Here is a 16,474-nt window from a genome sequence, read left to right on the forward strand (position 1 = left end):
AAACACACCAAAAAAGCGGTCCTTCTCAGGAACCGCTTTTTGCTTTGGCTTGAGGTTGATCCTTGCTCTTCTGAAGTACAAAGTACGCACAGCCAAAGTTACAATATTCATTGATATAATCCACCATACTGGCAATCGTGGAATCCTTCGTTGCTTTTGGATGGTTATCACGGTAAAAACCTTTTAACCTCAACTGGCTATAACCCCAGTCTCCGATAATATAATCATAACGCTCCAGCACTTCACTGTAACGATCACGGAAGACCTCTGGATTCCAGCCCTCTTTGTGGTTCTGGACGATTTCATAATTTTTGCCGCCGATCTGTACAATGACCGGTTCTTTGGGCTTTTCCTCAACTGATTCAACAACTGATTCCTGAACCGGCTCCTGGATCTGCTCCTGAAGTTGGTCCTGAATCTGTTCTGTGATTTTTTCTTCTTCCAATCCGGTATCCTCCATCACGCGTGTGTTGCCGCCTGTTCAGCATGTTTGGTAGCCGATTTCACCTGTTCATGCGCATGGTAGGAGCTGCGTACCATCGGGCCGGATTCGACGTGGCTGAACCCACGTTTTAATCCTTCCTGTTTCAATGCAGCAAACTCCTCTGGCGGATAATACTTTTCAACATACAGATGTTTCTCCGATGGCTGCAAATATTGACCAATCGTCATAATATCACAGTTCACCGCACGAAGATCATCCATTGTTGATAAAATTTCATTATATTCCTCACCTACACCAAGCATAATGCTTGATTTCGTAGGGATGTTAGGTTGCATCTCTTTGGCACGAGCAAGCAATTCCAGTGAACGTTTATATTTCGCCTTGGCACGCACTTTGTCTGACAACCGCTCAACCGTCTCAATATTGTGATTCAGAATGTCCGGTTTGGCATCCATTACAATCTGCAAAGATTCCCGATCGCCCAGAAAGTCTGGAATGAGTACTTCAACGCTGCACAATGGCAACCGTCGTCTTACGGCCTTCACGGTCTCTGCAAAAATCGTAGCTCCACCATCTTTCAGGTCATCACGGGCTACACTTGTAATTACGCAGTGTTGCAGATTCATCTGCTCTGCTGCTTCCGCCACACGTTCTGGTTCCTGCAAATCAAGCTCCGTTGGCAAGCCTGTATTCACCGCGCAAAAACGGCATGCCCTTGTGCAAATGTCGCCCAAAATCATAAAAGTGGCCGTTCGATTGGCCCAGCATTCATAAATATTCGGACACCGTGCTTCCTCACATACCGTATGCAGCGTTTTGGAACGCATCATCGATTTCATTTCCTGATAGTTATCGCCGGTTGTCAATTTGATCCGAATCCAATCCGGCTTCGGTTCTTTAACACGTTTAGCCAATGCATAAACCTTCTTTCTACTGAAGTTAGGCTGTTGCTCGGAACATATTATACCATGAAAGCGCTGGAAAAACCCCCATTTGTCACATCTTGTGCATTCATGCTCGATATGGACAATTTGTATAATTGGATTCCCCCCCAAGAGCTTACATGGATAAAATGAGAACTTTTGAAGAACGCTAACCTTTAGCTTGGTTCATCGGGTACCTTGTATCATTCTAATGGAAAGGGGCTGCATCCCAGTGCAACAACGCTTGACCTTCAGGCACACGTGCCGCTTTTGGATCAAAACATTACTTGCAGGTACTCTGCTTCTCCCATTCTTGCCTGTTGAAGTTTACGGTGAACCCGCCCAGGCCGCTCCCAAACCACAGGTTGCCGAGTTAAAACCCGCAGAAATTTTCGCTGCACGTCGCCATTTATATGAAACCATCGGTCAGATGACTCAGATTCCCTGGTACAGGCTTGCCGCCATTGATCAGTATGAACGAACGATTACTCGTGCACACCCAAAGGATCGCAAGCATCCGGAGCGGCTTACGGGTATCTTCATGACCCCTCCGGCCTGGAGAGGATGGCTAAATCCCGATGAGACGGATCAACATCCGGAATCCATTCTTTTTTTCAAAGGATATGGACGTGATGGTTCAGGAGACGGTATAGCGGATGCCAACAATGATCAGGATGTGCTGTACAGCATGGCTTCTGTTATTCAAGGTTACGGGAACAAACAAGAGGACTTCAACATTGCCTTGTGGGAATATTATCACAACTCCCGTGCTGTGCAACGGATACAGCAATTCGCGAAGTTATATGAGCATTTTAACAATCTGGATCTATTCGGACATGCCTTTCCGGTCCCGCTCGGAACCAACTACTCCTATCGCAGTACCTGGGGGACAAAAAGAAGCTGGGGCGGTTATCGCATTCATGAGGGAACAGATATTTTCGCTCCGCATGGCCTGCCTGTGCGCAGTACCTGTTACGGGGTCGTGGAAATCAAAGGCTGGAATCCGTTTGGTGGCTGGCGCATCGGAATCCGTGATTTGAACAATCATTATCACTATTACGCCCACCTTTCGGGTTTTGACAAAAGTGCACGCATCGGTGAAGTTGTGATCCCCGGTCAGGTCGTAGGTTGGGTTGGCAGTTCGGGTTACGGGAAACCTGGGACACAGGGCAAATTCCCTCCACATCTGCACTATGGGATCTATCGCGACAGCGGACTGCACGAATGGTCGTTCGATCCTTATCCACAGCTGAAACATTGGGAACAGGATGAACGCAAACAAAAGAACAAGAAAAGTAAGTGAGACGAGGATATGCACGATAAGCATTCGAAAAAGGGACCTCTTTAATAGAGGCCCCTTTCTTTGCTTTGCAATTCAAATTTGTGTGTATCATGGGTGCGCGTCCTTATTGAGCTGCAATCCCCCATTCACATCAGGCAGATCATCCGGCTCAATTTCAAGTTCATTCCCTTGCAAATGGTCTGACGGCGTCTGTTGCTGGTTCTCGCTTGGGGGATTCGTAGTTACTCCATTACCGCTTGATACACCCGTATGACCTGATGGCAGCGCAATAGCAGGGGCATTACTACCGTTACTGCCCACTGGCTTGCCCTGATTATCGTAATAATACATTGGCACATCCCCGACAACCAAAAGGTAGGAAATCGGGATTTCCGTATCGACCGTTTCGGGTTCCATGTCGAAGGGCACCACGACCGCGACCTCAGCAATGATGTGAATGTACACTTCCACCAAAATCATGTTAATACCCGCATTCTGTTGACGGGTGTTCAGATCCACTTTGACAGCGCCTTGGGGCTCAATACGAACCGGTATACTCGGGCCAAATGAAGCCAACACCGGACTGCCCAGCGCCTGCCCCAGCGGGATTTTTTCTTTTAACATGTGTACATTCTGCAGCGTGGATTGCACAATATTCATCGTACTTGCGGTGATTCGCATATGCTCATTGTAGTTCAGCATGAAACCGGACACTTTCCCGGCGGTATCCGTCTTCCAGTCAATCAGTCCTTCGTTGGTTTTGCCATCTGCAACCTGTGCTGTAATCGCCTTGTTGATCGCTTCAGTCGCAATCTGTTTCACTCTGATCTTGGCCAAGTGCATGATGGGGGGCTTCATCTTTTTATCCACATAAGCAAAGCCCTGCATCAAACAAAATGCGGTGACCAATAAAATGATCAACCACATTTTGCGTTTGCCGCTTGGCGGCTTACGGCGTCTCCGGCTTCGCCATTTTCTTCTCATCATCGAAGTGTCCCTCCCCTACGGGATGAGCTATAGGCTATATGTTAACCTTATGCACCGTTGTCCCGAAAAAGAAGGACAGTACGTGGACACTGGACAGAAAGTAACAACAACATGAAAGGGACAAGTACTCCTCATTGGTTAAACTAACCTCGAATCGGAAACTACATAAACAGAGATAAAAAAACCTTTCACCCGCAAATTACTCTGCAAGGCAAAAGGTTTTATGTTCAGACCACCCAAAGATTCAGGCCAGGTCTATCCTTTTATTTCGGAACAGATTCCCAGTCTTTCAGGAAACGTTCAATCCCGCTGTCTGTCAGTGGGTGTTTCCAAAGTGTCGGCAGAAGCGAACCCGGAATGGTGGCAATATGCGCACCGGAAAGGGCTGCATCCTCTACATGTTTGATATTGCGAATGCTTGCTGCGATAATCTCGGAAGGCAGATCATACATGTCCAGAATAAGACGCAGATCACGAATCAATTTCATACCATCCACCGCAATATCATCCAAGCGACCAACGAATGGACTGATGTAGGTTGCACCGGCTTTCGCCGCCATCAGGCCCTGTGCTGCGGAGAAAATCAGCGTTACATTGGTTTTAATCCCTTTTTGCGTCAACTCATGACAAGCGTACAGCCCATCTTCGGTCATCGGCAATTTAATGACTACATTCGGTGCCCATTCTGCAATTTCATAAGCTTCCTTCAACATATCCTCGGCTTTGAGACCGATGACTTCAGCACTGACCGGGCCTTTAACAACGCCACAGATCTCCTGAATGACTTCTTTAAATACGCGACCTTCTTTGGCAATCAAAGACGGGTTAGTCGTGACTCCATCCACCAGACCCAGACGTTCGATCCGTTTGATTTCTTCCACATTCCCTGTATCCAAGAAAAATTTCATGATATGTTACCTCCACTTGATGAATTCGTAAACACGATATAAGTCATTACCCGATTCTCATCATATGTTAACAATTATATATAAAATTAATTTTTCTCTACAGCGTGACCGCCAAATTCATTACGCAATGCTGCTACCACTTTACCTGTGAATGTGTCTGTCTCCAGGGAACGGTAACGCATCAGCAAGGACAACGCGATAACCGGTGTAGCGGTTTGAAGGTCAAATGCCGTTTCTACCGTCCAACGTCCTTCACCGGAAGAGTGCATTACGCCTTTAATTTCGTCGAGGTTTGCATCTTTGGAGAAGGCACGTTCTGTCAGCTCCATCAACCAAGAGCGGATAACGGAACCGTTGTTCCATACGCGAGCCACTTGTTCGAAGTCGAAATCAAATCCACTTTTCTCCAATACGTCAAAACCTTCACCAATGGATGCCATCATACCGTACTCGATACCATTGTGAACCATTTTAAGGAAGTGACCGCTGCCCGCTTTACCTGCATACAGGTAGCCGTTCTCTACGGAAGTATCTTTAAATGCCGGTTCAACGATTGCCCAAGCTTCCGGGTCTCCACCGATCATATAACATGCTCCATTACGTGCGCCTTCCATACCGCCAGATGTACCTGCATCCATGTAGTGAATGCCTTTAGGTTTCATCTCTTCGTAGCGACGGATGGATTCTTTGTAGTGGGAGTTACCCGCTTCAATAATGATGTCACCTTTGGACAACAATGGGCTAACTTCTGCCAATACAGCGTCTACAACATTGTGGGGAACCATGATCCACAATACACGTGGGGATTCGAGTGAAGCCACCATCTCTGCATAAGAAGATACGCCTTCAGCGCCGTATTCTTTCATTTCATTTACTGCTTCAGCGTTCAGGTCAAAAGCAACCACTTCGTGTTTGTGATCAATCAGGTTTCTACCCAGGTTCAATCCCATTTTTCCTAATCCGACAAGTCCAAGTTTCATTTCAAAATCCTCCTGTTATGAACAATGTTTAATTTTTATTTGCGTTCAAAATTAAAAATAAGTGCTTAACGTTTGGCGAAGTAACCGTTCCAGTCACGAATCGTTCTATTGATCGCTGTTATCCCCAGATTTTTTGAATCTCCTATATAGGAGAAAATCCGGGGATAAAGGCGAAGTGTATGCTTACGAAGTAGCTTTCTTCCAGAAAGCTTTTAGCTTTGCTTCTACAGAATCGATTTCGTCCCCTACACTACATTCTCAGCGTTCAAGCCAACCCATTTTAAAACTGAACCGCTAATCTATATTCAAAAATTTTCACGGCCTTCCGGCAAACATAACCGGAAGGACTTATGCAAAATTGGAACGGTATAATTCGTAAAAGATACTGTGTTATTTCAGTAATTTGCACCTTCGATCCAACTTGCTCCTGAGTACAAGCTCTAGGGGAATAAAACATTTCGTTCTATATCCTGTTGACTTGAAAAGGTTTGTTTGGATTTGTGCAAATGATTATTTGTGAGCAGAACGGATTGTAAAGTTGTAAGTTGTTTTTACTATTGTGTTCTCTTATGCTCACTCTTTCGTTTCACTTACCACCAACGGTAGCCGTCTGCTGCTGTCAGGCGATCTGCTGACTCTGGTCCATGCGAACCTGCACTGTACGTATCCAGTGGCACGCTGCCAGCTTCGAATGCTTCCTGAATCGGTTGCACCCATTGCCATGCCAGCTCCACTTCGTTCCAGTGTGCAAAGAAGGTGGAATCTCCACGCATCGCATCAAAGATCAGATTCTCGTAAGCTTCAGGGATGTTACGTTTACCTGAGTTGAAGGTCATATGCATTGGTTCCACTTCACCATGGTTCAATGGATTCTTCGCATTTAATTGAAGCGAGATGCTTTCTCCCGGACCAATTTCAATCGTCAGCAGGTTAGGTTCCGTTGTATTTTCGGATTCATGACCGGTCTTCAGTGGTGCCTTGAACTCAACAACGATTCGGGTGGATTTCTCAGCCAGGCGTTTACCTGTACGGATATAAAATGGAACCTCACTCCAGAACGGATCATCGATCCACAGTCTTGCGGCAACATACGTCTCGTTCTGAGATCCGGCTGGAATGCCAGGCTCGTCCAAATATCCAACAACCGAGGAACCTTGCAGCTCACCTGCTGCATATTGCGCACGAACAACTTCAGAAGCGATATTTTCTTTTGTCAACGGACGAAGTGCTTCAGCAATTTTTTGCTTTTTGAATTGAATTTCTTCCGGTGTGCAGCGTTTTGGCAAATGCAAACCAATCATCATCAGCAACTGAAGCATATGGTTTTGGAACATGTCACGAAGGGCACCACTCTGGTCGTAATACGCGGCACGTTCTTCAACACCCACCGTCTCACTTGCCGTAATCTGTACATTGGCAATATAACGGTTAGACCACAACGCCTGAATCACCGGATTTGCATAGGTGAGCGTCTCAATATTTTGAACCATCGGTTTACCGAGGAAATGGTCAATGCGATAGATTTCTTCTTCCGCAAAGGTATTGCTCAGTTTTTCGTTCAAATCACGAGCTGATTGCAGGTCGTGTCCAAATGGTTTTTCGATAATCAGTTTCTTCCAGCCTTTGGTGTTACCCAGGCCACTTTCTTGAATGTTCAGTGCGATTGGCTCAAAGAATTCCGGTGCCACCGACATGTAGAACATGCGGTTTTCAGGAATGTTAAGCTCTTGTTCACGCTGTTGAACCAGTTCCAACAGTTTGGTGTAATCTTCAAGCTTCGTATTATTTAAAGAACAATAACGGAAAGCTCCAATGAAATCACGAACTTGTGATTCTTCTTCCGGCGTCTGACGTGAGAATTCATGCAGTGACTTTTCAACATTCGCCTGGAAGTCCGTATCCGACAATTCACGTCGTCCCAACCCGATAACGGAGAAGGATTTCGGCATTTTCTGATCCATGTACAAGTTATATAATGCAGGGTAAATCTTGCGTTTGGCTAAATCGCCTGTTGCCCCGAACAGGACAAATGTCATTGCATCCATTGGAGTGCCTCCTGTGATCTGTGCAGTATAGTATATGATGTTGCAAAATGTTCAAATCCAAGCATGACAAAAGACGGAATAAGTGGGTGCGTTCCCCGCCTTGCCTCCGTTTATATAACGCACTTGAATTCAACCATGGAACATTCCTTCTCTCCACAACCTGTGTTTAGGTTATAAATTGTAACCATTTGAATTAACGTTACCCATATTACACCTGTCGTCACAATTCGTCAATAATCGTGTCGAACCTGTGAACTCCAGTGTTTATAGGGTTTTTATTTGATGATAACGCTTTATGTGGTAACATTAAGAACAATTGGTATGTGACATTTTACACATATGGCTTGTGGACAAGTAGGTTACAATAAGTATACTAATGATATTACAAGCAATATTAAATCAAAGGAGTACAATCATGAGCGATGATGAGAATGCCAAGCAAATATGCACAAAAGTGGAACAATCTTATCAGATCATTGGCCGAAAATGGGTAGCCCTCATTATCCATGCGTTGATGGAGGAACCCAAACGCTTCAGTGAGATTCACGCTTATATCCCTGACTTGAGCAAACGTGTGTTAAATGAGCGAATGAAGGAATTGGAGGAAGAAGGACTTGTGGTGCGCCATGTGGTCACGGAACGTCCAGTTCGGACTGAATATATGTTGTCACGAAAAGGAACGGAACTGGGGAGAGCGCTAAGCGCCGTGGAACGTTGGGCTGATAAGTGGCTGTAACAGCTTGAGGAATCCTTAATGTTTATTTAGCTTGAAGATTACCGATGTGTAATCCCGGAGGTGAGTATCGCATTTAGCAACTGGCTAGTGCAATCCGCATCCGGGATTTATTTAATTCAAACGGTAAATACTAATTGTTGTATATATAGAGACGTAATAACGCTATTATTTTGCAAACTAAAATAATGCTTGCTGCACCGTTCAAACTGTTGCCGATAATACAACGGGCTCGTTCCGGCAGATTTGCGAAATAACTGGATGAAATACATCCGTTCGGAAATCTGGCACGTCTGCCAATCTCCTCCACCGAAATGTTATTATATATCAAGGCGTAAGTAGTCCTGCTTTAACCTTTGAGCTGTGACGTAATCCGTAATGTTGCTACCTGTCTCTTGATGAAAAATGCGGGAAGCATACGATTTGGACAGGTGAACATCTGCCGCCATCTTGCCCAATCTGATCTCATAATCCAAATGCTTTTCAATCCACCACATCATCTTCTCCAAGTGTCTAAAATGACGTGAATCCGCTACTGTGAGAGCGCTACATTTGCACCCTCTTTCTGTTGAACCAACACGCTCAAAAGCTGAAGCTAAACAGCACTGATTCTGCCTATTCTCCCTCACACGACTACGAGACTGATTGTAGCTCTCATTGATCCAATCCCTGACTATCGAGATTATGATCTTGAAGCGAATACGAGTTACATGGATGGAAAAACCAAGTGTATTGATTTTTTATGGTGATGTAGGTGTAATCGACCTAGTACAAAAAAAGATGCCCATCCTCACTTATGTGAGGGGCATCCTTTTCACGGAAAACACTACGAATCCAACTTGCTCCCGAGTGTAATACTCGAATCCTCGAAGTTGTCCACCGTCGTCTTTTTTTCATAAAAGTGTACGGCATGTTGCATAATTCCTTCTCTTGTGTAAAACTCATCTTCCGCCCCTAGTGGAAAAACAACCTTCTCTCCCGTACTTGCCGACTTATAGATACCCACAATCAGTTCAAGCGTATTCCGACCACTTTGGCCATCCACCAGAAGGGGAGATCCTGTCTCAATAGCATTTAACACATTCTCAACTTGCCCAGCGTGACCGACATGAGTAACATCCGGTAATTCGTCAGCGAGCTTCTGAATCTGGTGTTCCAACTCTCGATTCGGTTCCGGAAATCCGTTATTCTGGGCGGTAGAAGCAACCACTTTCCAAGGTGCAGATACCCGGGCTTCTTTGCCCTGAAAAATTAACTGTTGATCCTCTCCGTGATGTACGACGGAACTGGTAATTATGCCAAGCGCCCCTTCCTGGAAGCGAAGCATCGCCATGGATATATCCTCAACTTCGGCATTATCATGTGCCGTATTTGCCATCATGGCCTGTAATTCCACTGGAGGTCCCATCATCCAAAGCAAGGCATCAATATGATGCACCGCATGATTAAGGGTACAGCCTCCGCCTTCTTTTTCCCATGTCCCGCGCCACCACAGATCATAATAATTGTGACCCCGCCACCAGAACGAATCAACCTGCACATGGACGATGGGACCCATCCTTTTACTGTCCAGCACACCTTTCAGCTTCATCATCGGTGTCGTAAACCGATTCTGTGCTACTACGGATAGTAGCTTGCCACTTTCTTGCGCTGCTCTCAACATCAGATCCGCTTCCTCCAGGGATGAGGCCATCGGTTTTTCAACCAACACATGCGCACCTGCTTGCATGAAATCACACGCAATTGAAGCATGTGTATACGGCGGCGTACAGACTGATACCAGATCAATATTTTGAGCAAGTAACTCTGTATAATCCGTAACGGCTTGTGCACCTTCCAGTCCATATTCGTTAATTCGCTTCTCTGCCTTATCCACGTACATATCGACCACAGCAACAATCTGACATCGCTCAGGGAACGCCAAATATGCTGAGATATGTGCTCCACTAATTGCACCTGCTCCGATAATCGCTACTTTTAACATCGTTGCATACCTCCCTTATTCCCTTCACAATACACAATAATAAAGCGCTTTTATGCGTTCATCTTGTGCTAAAATAAAACTATCTTGCGCATGATAAGGGAGGCATTCATGAAGTCCATCTTTCTGGGAGAACAATTTAATCTGGTCTGTCGTCGTACATCCAACACTACGTCTCGCGAAGTGTTCCATGCTCATTCGCAGCTGGAGATAACCTATATTCACGAAGGATATGGGCAGTTGATAACCGAAGGTCAGGTTTTCTCCCTTGAACCCGGTATGCTCATGATTTTTCGACCTTTTCAATTGCACCACATCCAGATTCAAGTATCCAGAGAGCAGCCTTTCATTCGAAATGTACTCATGGTTGAACTTGATCTACTGAAGGCACATTGGCCCCAATTTATCGTTACTCACGACTTCATACAGGATCTGCTGGAAGAGCAATCCCCCATTCAGCCCATCCGGCTTGCTGCCACATCCCCACTCGTTCAACGAATGGAACAATATGCAGATACGTCTCCAGGTCTGCTTCCTCATGAAATAGAGGAGGATACACGCCTTTTTTTATTGGATCTGCTCGCACAACTTCGCTATCTGTGGCAGGACGGGCAGCAACACCGCTCCCAAGATGTACTCTCGTCCAGTGCAAACGTTCTTCCCCCTCATGCCGAAGCCATCATGCAATGGATTGAGCAGCATTACCAGGAGCCTTTTCGTTTGGAGCATATCGCAGATACACTTCATTTATCTCCCTATCATCTATCTCATGTATTTAAAAAAGCGACTGGCACCACCATCGTTGCTTATGCTCAAGCTACCCGTATTCGTCATGCCTGTGTGCTGCTCAGTCGGTCCTCCCTTTCCGTTCCCGAAATCGGTCACCGTGTTGGTATGACCAGCCCCTCCTACTTTTGCAAAGTATTCCGTACTGCCACAGGCTCTACACCACATCAATATCGGCTGAAGGTGCAGGGGAGGAAGTAATGGATCACAACAACAAGAAAGAAGCGAAAGAATTCACTTCTCCGCTTCTTCTCGTACAAACCGATTTCACTTGCTTCACCGCACATCAAGCCCCAACTTCTCCAAATACGGAATAAGTCGCTCTCTTAATTGCCTCAAATCATCCTTCTGTTCCACTGACAAGCGCTCATCATGAATGCTTCCATCCTTGTCTACCACCATCACTTCATACGCCTTCATTTGTTCATACACAGATTTGAACTCGGTAAACTCCTCTTTAGTTAACATCTCCTCCGCCCGCGCCAACTGCTCCGTCCAGAATTGTTGCTCATTCATAGGATCCTTTTGTGAAGCAGTACTCACAGCTTCCAGCTTCTCGAAAAACGGTTCCAGCTCGGCTACAAGAAGGTTATATCGTTCCTGCTCCACTGTACTCCACTGCTCTGGATGCATATTGCCCTGAGAATCGGCATACTTCACGGCCATTTGCCCTAATTGCTTCAGCAAGTCCATATATTGAACAAATTCTTCTTCGCTGAAATGGGCCTTGGCCGTCTGCAGCTTTGCTTCCAACCTCATATAATCTTCAGCTGTTCCCCCCATAGCTTTGATATTCTCCTGTGAACCATATATTCCGTCTGCGAGATAGGTGTATCCTGCGTAGGCTCCGGTGGGTATAATGAGCACAACAGCTAATAGTCCAGTGACCAGCCATTTTTTTCGATTTCTTCTGAAGTGTGAATCATTTCGAATACCATCCATCATTTTATTTTTAATCCTCGTAGGAACGGACCAGTCTTTGGTCTCTTCCTGGTAGGCTGTTCGCAACTGTTCATCGAGTTTCATGCAGATCCTCCACCTTTCCCCGCAACCTTGGATTCATCTTTTCTTTCTGTCTTAATTTCGCCAGCGCCGCATGTATACGCGATTTTACGGTTCCAATCGGAATCTCCAATATGCCAGCAATCTCCTCTTGCGTGTATTCATTCAAATAATGAAGTGTAACCACCTGCTGCAGCTTGTACGGCAAACGACGCACCTGTTCCAGGAGAGGACGATTTGCCAGTTTGTTGACCAGATCAGTGGAAAAATCATATTCTAGTCCAACGTCAGATTTCTCGATCCGCTTACCAAACCGAAACTGCATCAATCTTTTGCGTCGATAACTCTGAACCTGTCGCATCGTCACCCCCATCAACCAGGGACGAAAAGCACGCTCCGCATCATATCGCGCCAATGATCGATACGCCTGAATGTAAATCTCCTGTACTACATCCTCCGCATCAGACTTGTCCTTGATGAGAAATCGCACAGTTTGATATATCCTCGTCACTGTTTTCTCATATAATTCTCCATATGCTTCTTCATGCCCCGCCCGTATTAACGTTACAAGTTCTATGTACTCATCTTGTTCACTCATTATCCATTCCCCTCCTCCTTACACTATATATTGGCATGCCAGCATCATATCGTTCGATTTATTTATTGAATGAGTAGGTATGGCTGAATCTGATACAAAAAGGTACTTTGGTGTTTATCATGATATAATATACCTAATTTTGTTATAATTGGAGTTTCTGCATCTGAGTTATAAGATTCCCTTTGGTCTTTTGCTATTATCTTATTTCGATCATCGGATTGGTAATCGCCAGAAGCTACTTCGAGGCCTACGCCACGGTATACAGACTTATTGGGATATTGGTTATCTTATCGTCTCTTTTTCTTTCGAAAGCGGATATAAGGGAGTAACTTAGCAGGGGTGGTCACTACTGTAATGAAACTTTTCAGCAAATTGTACTCAGAATATCTCCTGATTCCACGACCTTTACGTTTGTTGTTTCTATGGGGATGGATTGTTTTGTTTTTTGTTGCTGGTAAAAAATTTAACTGGTTCTACTTCCTACAATAAGCTGATTCAAAGAAGTCTGATCCCCTGGGACATCAAAACAGAGCTGAGTCGTCATTATGACGTCTCGGCTCTTCTTTGATCATCCTCTTCCTTGCAGATAAAGATATAGGTAATCAACTCGAGCTCGCCTATACGTTACTTTTTGAGGCAAACTTTATTTGATATTCAGAAATTCATATCACTTGATCACCGCTTCTGAATAGTTCTACCTGTTCAAGTCTTGCTAGTAAGTTGGCAAGGCTTTTTCTCTTGAACGCAGTTTGGTTTTGCTTATGTATTCTTTAGATTTTCTTTAGATTTATGCTCATTAATTCCTTAGTTTTTTTAATTAAGATTGCTATATCAACAAGAGAGGAGGCAAAACAATGATCAGTAATACGATCTTAGAGCTACTTCATCAGTATGGTTATCTGATTTTTTATTTTGCCTTCTCATTAGGGCCTTTCGGTATTCCAATCCCAAATGAAATCACGATTATCAGCGGTGCCATTTTGAGTCATACAGGAGTTATCAATTCATGGATCACATACTTCTGTATTTTATCAGGACTATTAACGGCCATTACCTTTGCTTATTTTGCAGGGAAGTTATTTGGAACCAAGATAAAACACAGATTTCAACATCATAGACACTTCGTTAAGGCTGAACTGATTCTGAATAAAAGTGGCAATTGGGCGATGTGCGTCGGTTTGTTCATTCCAATCGTGCGGTATGTTCTCCCTTTGGTGATGGGACTCAGTGGCGTGCAGTATAGAAAATTTGCTCTTATCTCCTATTCCAGTGCTTTGTTATGGACCATAACGTATTTTACAGCGGGAATTCACTTCGGTGGCCCCATTCTATCTACGCTTCATTTATTACATTTCTAACTGGTTTGGATAACATACCATCACATTATGGAGGAACCCTATGAATTCCAATGAACCTGTTTTATTTTTGAAAAGCTTTCTGCAAAGCCCTAAACATGTCGGCAGTATCATACCCAGTTCCCGGTTTCTCGCCAGCAAAATGGTGAAGCAAGCCTCTTGGCTAGAGGCAAAAGCTGTCGCCGAGCTTGGATCGGGTACAGGTCCGATCACTCGTTATATTCATCAACAAGTACACGATTCCACCAAAGTCCTATTGTTTGAGATGAACGAAACGATGAGGAATACTCTTCAGACGGCATACCCGGAGTTCTCCTGTTATCCAGACGCTGCTCGATTGGTAGAATCCATGAATCAAGAGGGCGTTCAGCAACTGGATTACATTTTTAGCGGACTGCCCTTCTTCAACTTTGAGCCTGAATTAAGAAATACGTTGGTAGACCAGATCTATAAGGCACTCAAACCTGGAGGGTTATTCATCGCCTTTCAATATTCACTTCAAATGAAAAAAACATTATCCGAACACTTTATCATCGAAAAAATAGAATTAGTGCCTTTGAATATCCCACCTGCGTTCGTTTATGTCTGTCGCAAAAAGGAAACAATTTAAACATTCCAGACGATCGTTTACACTGATGTTATCCTAATTTTTAAGGAGTGTTGAATTATGAATACCGTTCTCGTTGTTGATGATGAACCCGATATCCGGGATGTCATTCATGTCTATTTACGTAACGAAGGATATCATGTCATTGAAGCAGCCAATGGTGAGGAAGCGCTAAATATTATCAAAACAACATCGGTTCAACTCGTTATTCTGGATGTTATGATGCCCATTATGGATGGAATTAAAGCCTGCTTCAAAATAAGAGAAGTATCAGCCACTCCGATTATAATGCTATCCGCCAAGGAAGAAGACATTGATAAAATCACGGGCCTGACTACCGGGGCTGATGATTATATGGTCAAACCGTTTAATCCATTAGAGTTACTGGCTCGCGTTAAAGCTCAGTTACGACGTCAAACCCTGATTGGCAAAGCCGAATTCAATTCACTTATCCTGATCAAGGACCTTGTCATTGATACAAGTAAACATTCTGTGAAGCTCAAAGATAATGACATTTCGCTTACACCATTAGAGTTTTCCATTCTGGTGCTGCTTGCCAGCCATCCTGGACAAGTATTTAGCTCCGAGAAAATTTACGAAACTGTATGGAAAGAACCTTACGGGTATTCGGATAATACGGTGATGGTCCACATTCGTAATCTGCGAGAGAAATTGGAAGTAAATCCGCGGGAACCTCAGTACATTAAAACGGTATGGGGAGTGGGATATAAAATTGATTAAACGATTACCACAGTTTAAAAAAAAGATACAGATTAACATCCTATATCAAATGTTGATCAGTTTATTGATTTCGTTTGTTGGCTCTGTGGGTGTAAATAATATGTTAATCATAGCTGCCGCAAAAATTAGTGAAAGATTTAATTGGCCTTCGCTTCTCTACATCTTTCCTTACGTTCTAACACCAATCTTCATCGTAATTTTCACATTAATTTTTTTGTTTTCCACACGAAAAATTGTGAGAGATCTCATTACATTAGAACAAGGGCTTCAAATCATATCTGAAGGAAATTTGAATTACAGGGTGCCCGTTAATCGACAAGATGAACTTGGGCGCGTCGCTTCCAACATTAATCACATGACAGAACAGTTAAAGCAACAGATTGCTAAAGAACGTGAATTGGAGCAATCCAAGATGGACCTAATCACTGGCATCTCACATGACCTGCGTACACCGCTTACCAGCATAATTGGCTATATTGAGCTTCTCAAATCAGAATCATTTCAAGACAAAGCGGAGTATGACCGTTTCATACAAAACACCTATAACAAAGCAACGCATTTGAAGAAGTTACTCGATGATTTATTTGAATATACGCGTCTTAACGAAGTGAACACCCGATTGGATTTGAAAAATGTTGACCTCTGTCAGCTATTGGACCAATTGTTGTTTGAATTCGAACCTTTAGCTCAGGAGCATGGGATTCGTATTGAAAAAAAACTCGGTAATGCTCCAATCATGGTTTCCCTGGATAGTGATAAGATCGCTCGAGCTATCGACAATCTCCTCATGAATGCACTAAAGTATTCCTTTAAACCGGGCACGATTCATGTTCGAATGAGTGTGCAGCATAATCACGTTACCATTGAAGTAGAGAATAAAGGCATACCACTAACGATAGAACAAAAAAACAGACTGTTTGATCGCTTTTATAAGGTGGATTATTCGAGGAATAGCGAAGGTATTCAATCAGGATCTGGTCTGGGACTTTCTATTGCGAGAAACATTGCGGATTTACATCAGGGGACTTTAACACTAAAACATACGCGTAACGTATTTATATTCCAACTAAGCTTGCCTTCTAACATTCAGTGAAACATCAA

At 44.1% G+C, this 16,474-nt stretch carries 17 protein-coding genes; 7 read left to right on the top strand and 10 right to left on the bottom strand.

All coding sequences use genetic code 11. The features are described from left to right. Nucleotides 1-25: 25 nt before the first annotated feature. A complete protein-coding gene (locus V6668_RS24990) occupies nucleotides 26-445 on the bottom strand; it encodes a YutD family protein (RefSeq protein WP_235200693.1) in 420 nt (139 codons plus the stop codon). Between the two features lie 14 nt (nucleotides 446-459). Continuing rightward, nucleotides 460-1,359: a lipoyl synthase gene (gene lipA, locus V6668_RS24995; RefSeq protein WP_036605720.1), complete on the bottom strand. Its 900-nt coding sequence runs from the start codon at nucleotides 1,357-1,359 to the stop codon at nucleotides 460-462. 241 nt (nucleotides 1,360-1,600) lie between these two features. Between lipA and V6668_RS25000 the strand changes: the two genes are divergently transcribed. Beyond that, entirely contained in the window at nucleotides 1,601-2,671 is a 1,071-nt protein-coding gene (locus tag V6668_RS25000) for a M23 family metallopeptidase (protein ID WP_338706997.1), read from the top strand. A gap of 87 nt (nucleotides 2,672-2,758) precedes the next feature. On the opposite strand, the gene yunB is transcribed toward V6668_RS25000, so the two are convergent. The 4 genes from yunB to zwf form a co-directional block, all read right to left on the bottom strand. Beyond that, a complete protein-coding gene (gene yunB / locus V6668_RS25005) occupies nucleotides 2,759-3,637 on the bottom strand; it encodes a sporulation protein YunB (protein ID WP_076328967.1) in 879 nt (292 codons plus the stop codon). 263 nt (nucleotides 3,638-3,900) lie between these two features. Further along, complete coding sequence (gene fsa / locus V6668_RS25010) at nucleotides 3,901-4,545, bottom strand: fructose-6-phosphate aldolase (RefSeq protein WP_036605718.1); 645 nt, start codon at nucleotides 4,543-4,545, stop codon at nucleotides 3,901-3,903. An 86-nt stretch (nucleotides 4,546-4,631) separates the two neighbouring features. Beyond that, nucleotides 4,632-5,525, bottom strand: coding sequence for a phosphogluconate dehydrogenase (NAD(+)-dependent, decarboxylating) (gene gnd, locus V6668_RS25015; protein ID WP_017692367.1), 894 nt, complete (start codon nucleotides 5,523-5,525; stop codon nucleotides 4,632-4,634). 590 nt (nucleotides 5,526-6,115) lie between these two features. Beyond that, nucleotides 6,116-7,570 carry a glucose-6-phosphate dehydrogenase gene (zwf, locus tag V6668_RS25020; RefSeq protein WP_338706998.1) on the bottom strand — a complete coding sequence of 485 codons (1,455 nt, stop codon included), beginning with the start codon at nucleotides 7,568-7,570 and terminating at the stop codon, nucleotides 6,116-6,118. A 415-nt stretch (nucleotides 7,571-7,985) separates the two neighbouring features. Between zwf and V6668_RS25025 the strand changes: the two genes are divergently transcribed. Next, entirely contained in the window at nucleotides 7,986-8,306 is a 321-nt protein-coding gene (locus V6668_RS25025) for a winged helix-turn-helix transcriptional regulator (protein WP_036605715.1), read from the top strand. A gap of 317 nt (nucleotides 8,307-8,623) precedes the next feature. Here the strand turns inward: V6668_RS25025 and V6668_RS25030 are convergent, their stop codons facing one another. After that, a complete protein-coding gene (locus V6668_RS25030) occupies nucleotides 8,624-8,812 on the bottom strand; it encodes an AraC family transcriptional regulator (protein WP_338706999.1) in 189 nt (62 codons plus the stop codon). A 317-nt stretch (nucleotides 8,813-9,129) separates the two neighbouring features. Next, on the bottom strand, nucleotides 9,130-10,287 hold the full coding sequence (locus tag V6668_RS25035) for a Gfo/Idh/MocA family oxidoreductase (RefSeq protein ID WP_338707000.1): 1,158 nt from the start codon (nucleotides 10,285-10,287) through the stop codon (nucleotides 9,130-9,132). 108 nt (nucleotides 10,288-10,395) lie between these two features. Here V6668_RS25035 and V6668_RS25040 point away from each other — a divergent pair, with 108 nt between their 5' ends. Continuing rightward, nucleotides 10,396-11,271, top strand: coding sequence for an AraC family transcriptional regulator (locus V6668_RS25040; RefSeq protein ID WP_338707002.1), 876 nt, complete (start codon nucleotides 10,396-10,398; stop codon nucleotides 11,269-11,271). A gap of 75 nt (nucleotides 11,272-11,346) precedes the next feature. Here the strand turns inward: V6668_RS25040 and V6668_RS25045 are convergent, their stop codons facing one another. Further along, nucleotides 11,347-12,096 (bottom strand): DUF3600 domain-containing protein, encoded by a 750-nt coding sequence (locus tag V6668_RS25045; protein WP_338707003.1) that lies wholly within the window; start codon nucleotides 12,094-12,096, stop codon nucleotides 11,347-11,349. Next, on the bottom strand, nucleotides 12,083-12,670 hold the full coding sequence (locus V6668_RS25050; RefSeq protein WP_076210938.1) for a sigma-70 family RNA polymerase sigma factor: 588 nt from the start codon (nucleotides 12,668-12,670) through the stop codon (nucleotides 12,083-12,085). The genes V6668_RS25045 and V6668_RS25050 overlap by 14 nt, the downstream gene beginning before the upstream one ends. Nucleotides 12,671-13,524: 854 nt before the next feature. Here V6668_RS25050 and V6668_RS25055 point away from each other — a divergent pair. The 4 genes from V6668_RS25055 to V6668_RS25070 are packed head-to-tail and all read left to right on the top strand — an operon-like array spanning nucleotide 13,525 to nucleotide 16,466. Further along, nucleotides 13,525-14,028, top strand: coding sequence for a DedA family protein (locus V6668_RS25055; protein ID WP_036673279.1), 504 nt, complete (start codon nucleotides 13,525-13,527; stop codon nucleotides 14,026-14,028). A gap of 40 nt (nucleotides 14,029-14,068) precedes the next feature. Continuing rightward, nucleotides 14,069-14,635, top strand: a complete 567-nt coding sequence (locus V6668_RS25060) for a class I SAM-dependent methyltransferase (RefSeq protein ID WP_036673276.1) — start codon at nucleotides 14,069-14,071, stop codon at nucleotides 14,633-14,635. A 57-nt stretch (nucleotides 14,636-14,692) separates the two neighbouring features. Continuing rightward, nucleotides 14,693-15,373, top strand: coding sequence for a response regulator transcription factor (locus V6668_RS25065; RefSeq protein WP_036673274.1), 681 nt, complete (start codon nucleotides 14,693-14,695; stop codon nucleotides 15,371-15,373). Nucleotides 15,374-15,422: 49 nt separating this feature from the next. Next, the gene (locus tag V6668_RS25070) at nucleotides 15,423-16,466 is read left to right on the top strand and encodes a sensor histidine kinase (protein WP_084650481.1); all 1,044 of its coding nucleotides are present in this window, start codon (nucleotides 15,423-15,425) and stop codon (nucleotides 16,464-16,466) included. Nucleotides 16,467-16,474 lie beyond the last annotated feature (8 nt).

The organism is Paenibacillus amylolyticus, from assembly GCF_036894225.1.
GTDB classification, from domain to species: domain Bacteria; phylum Bacillota; class Bacilli; order Paenibacillales; family Paenibacillaceae; genus Paenibacillus; species Paenibacillus amylolyticus.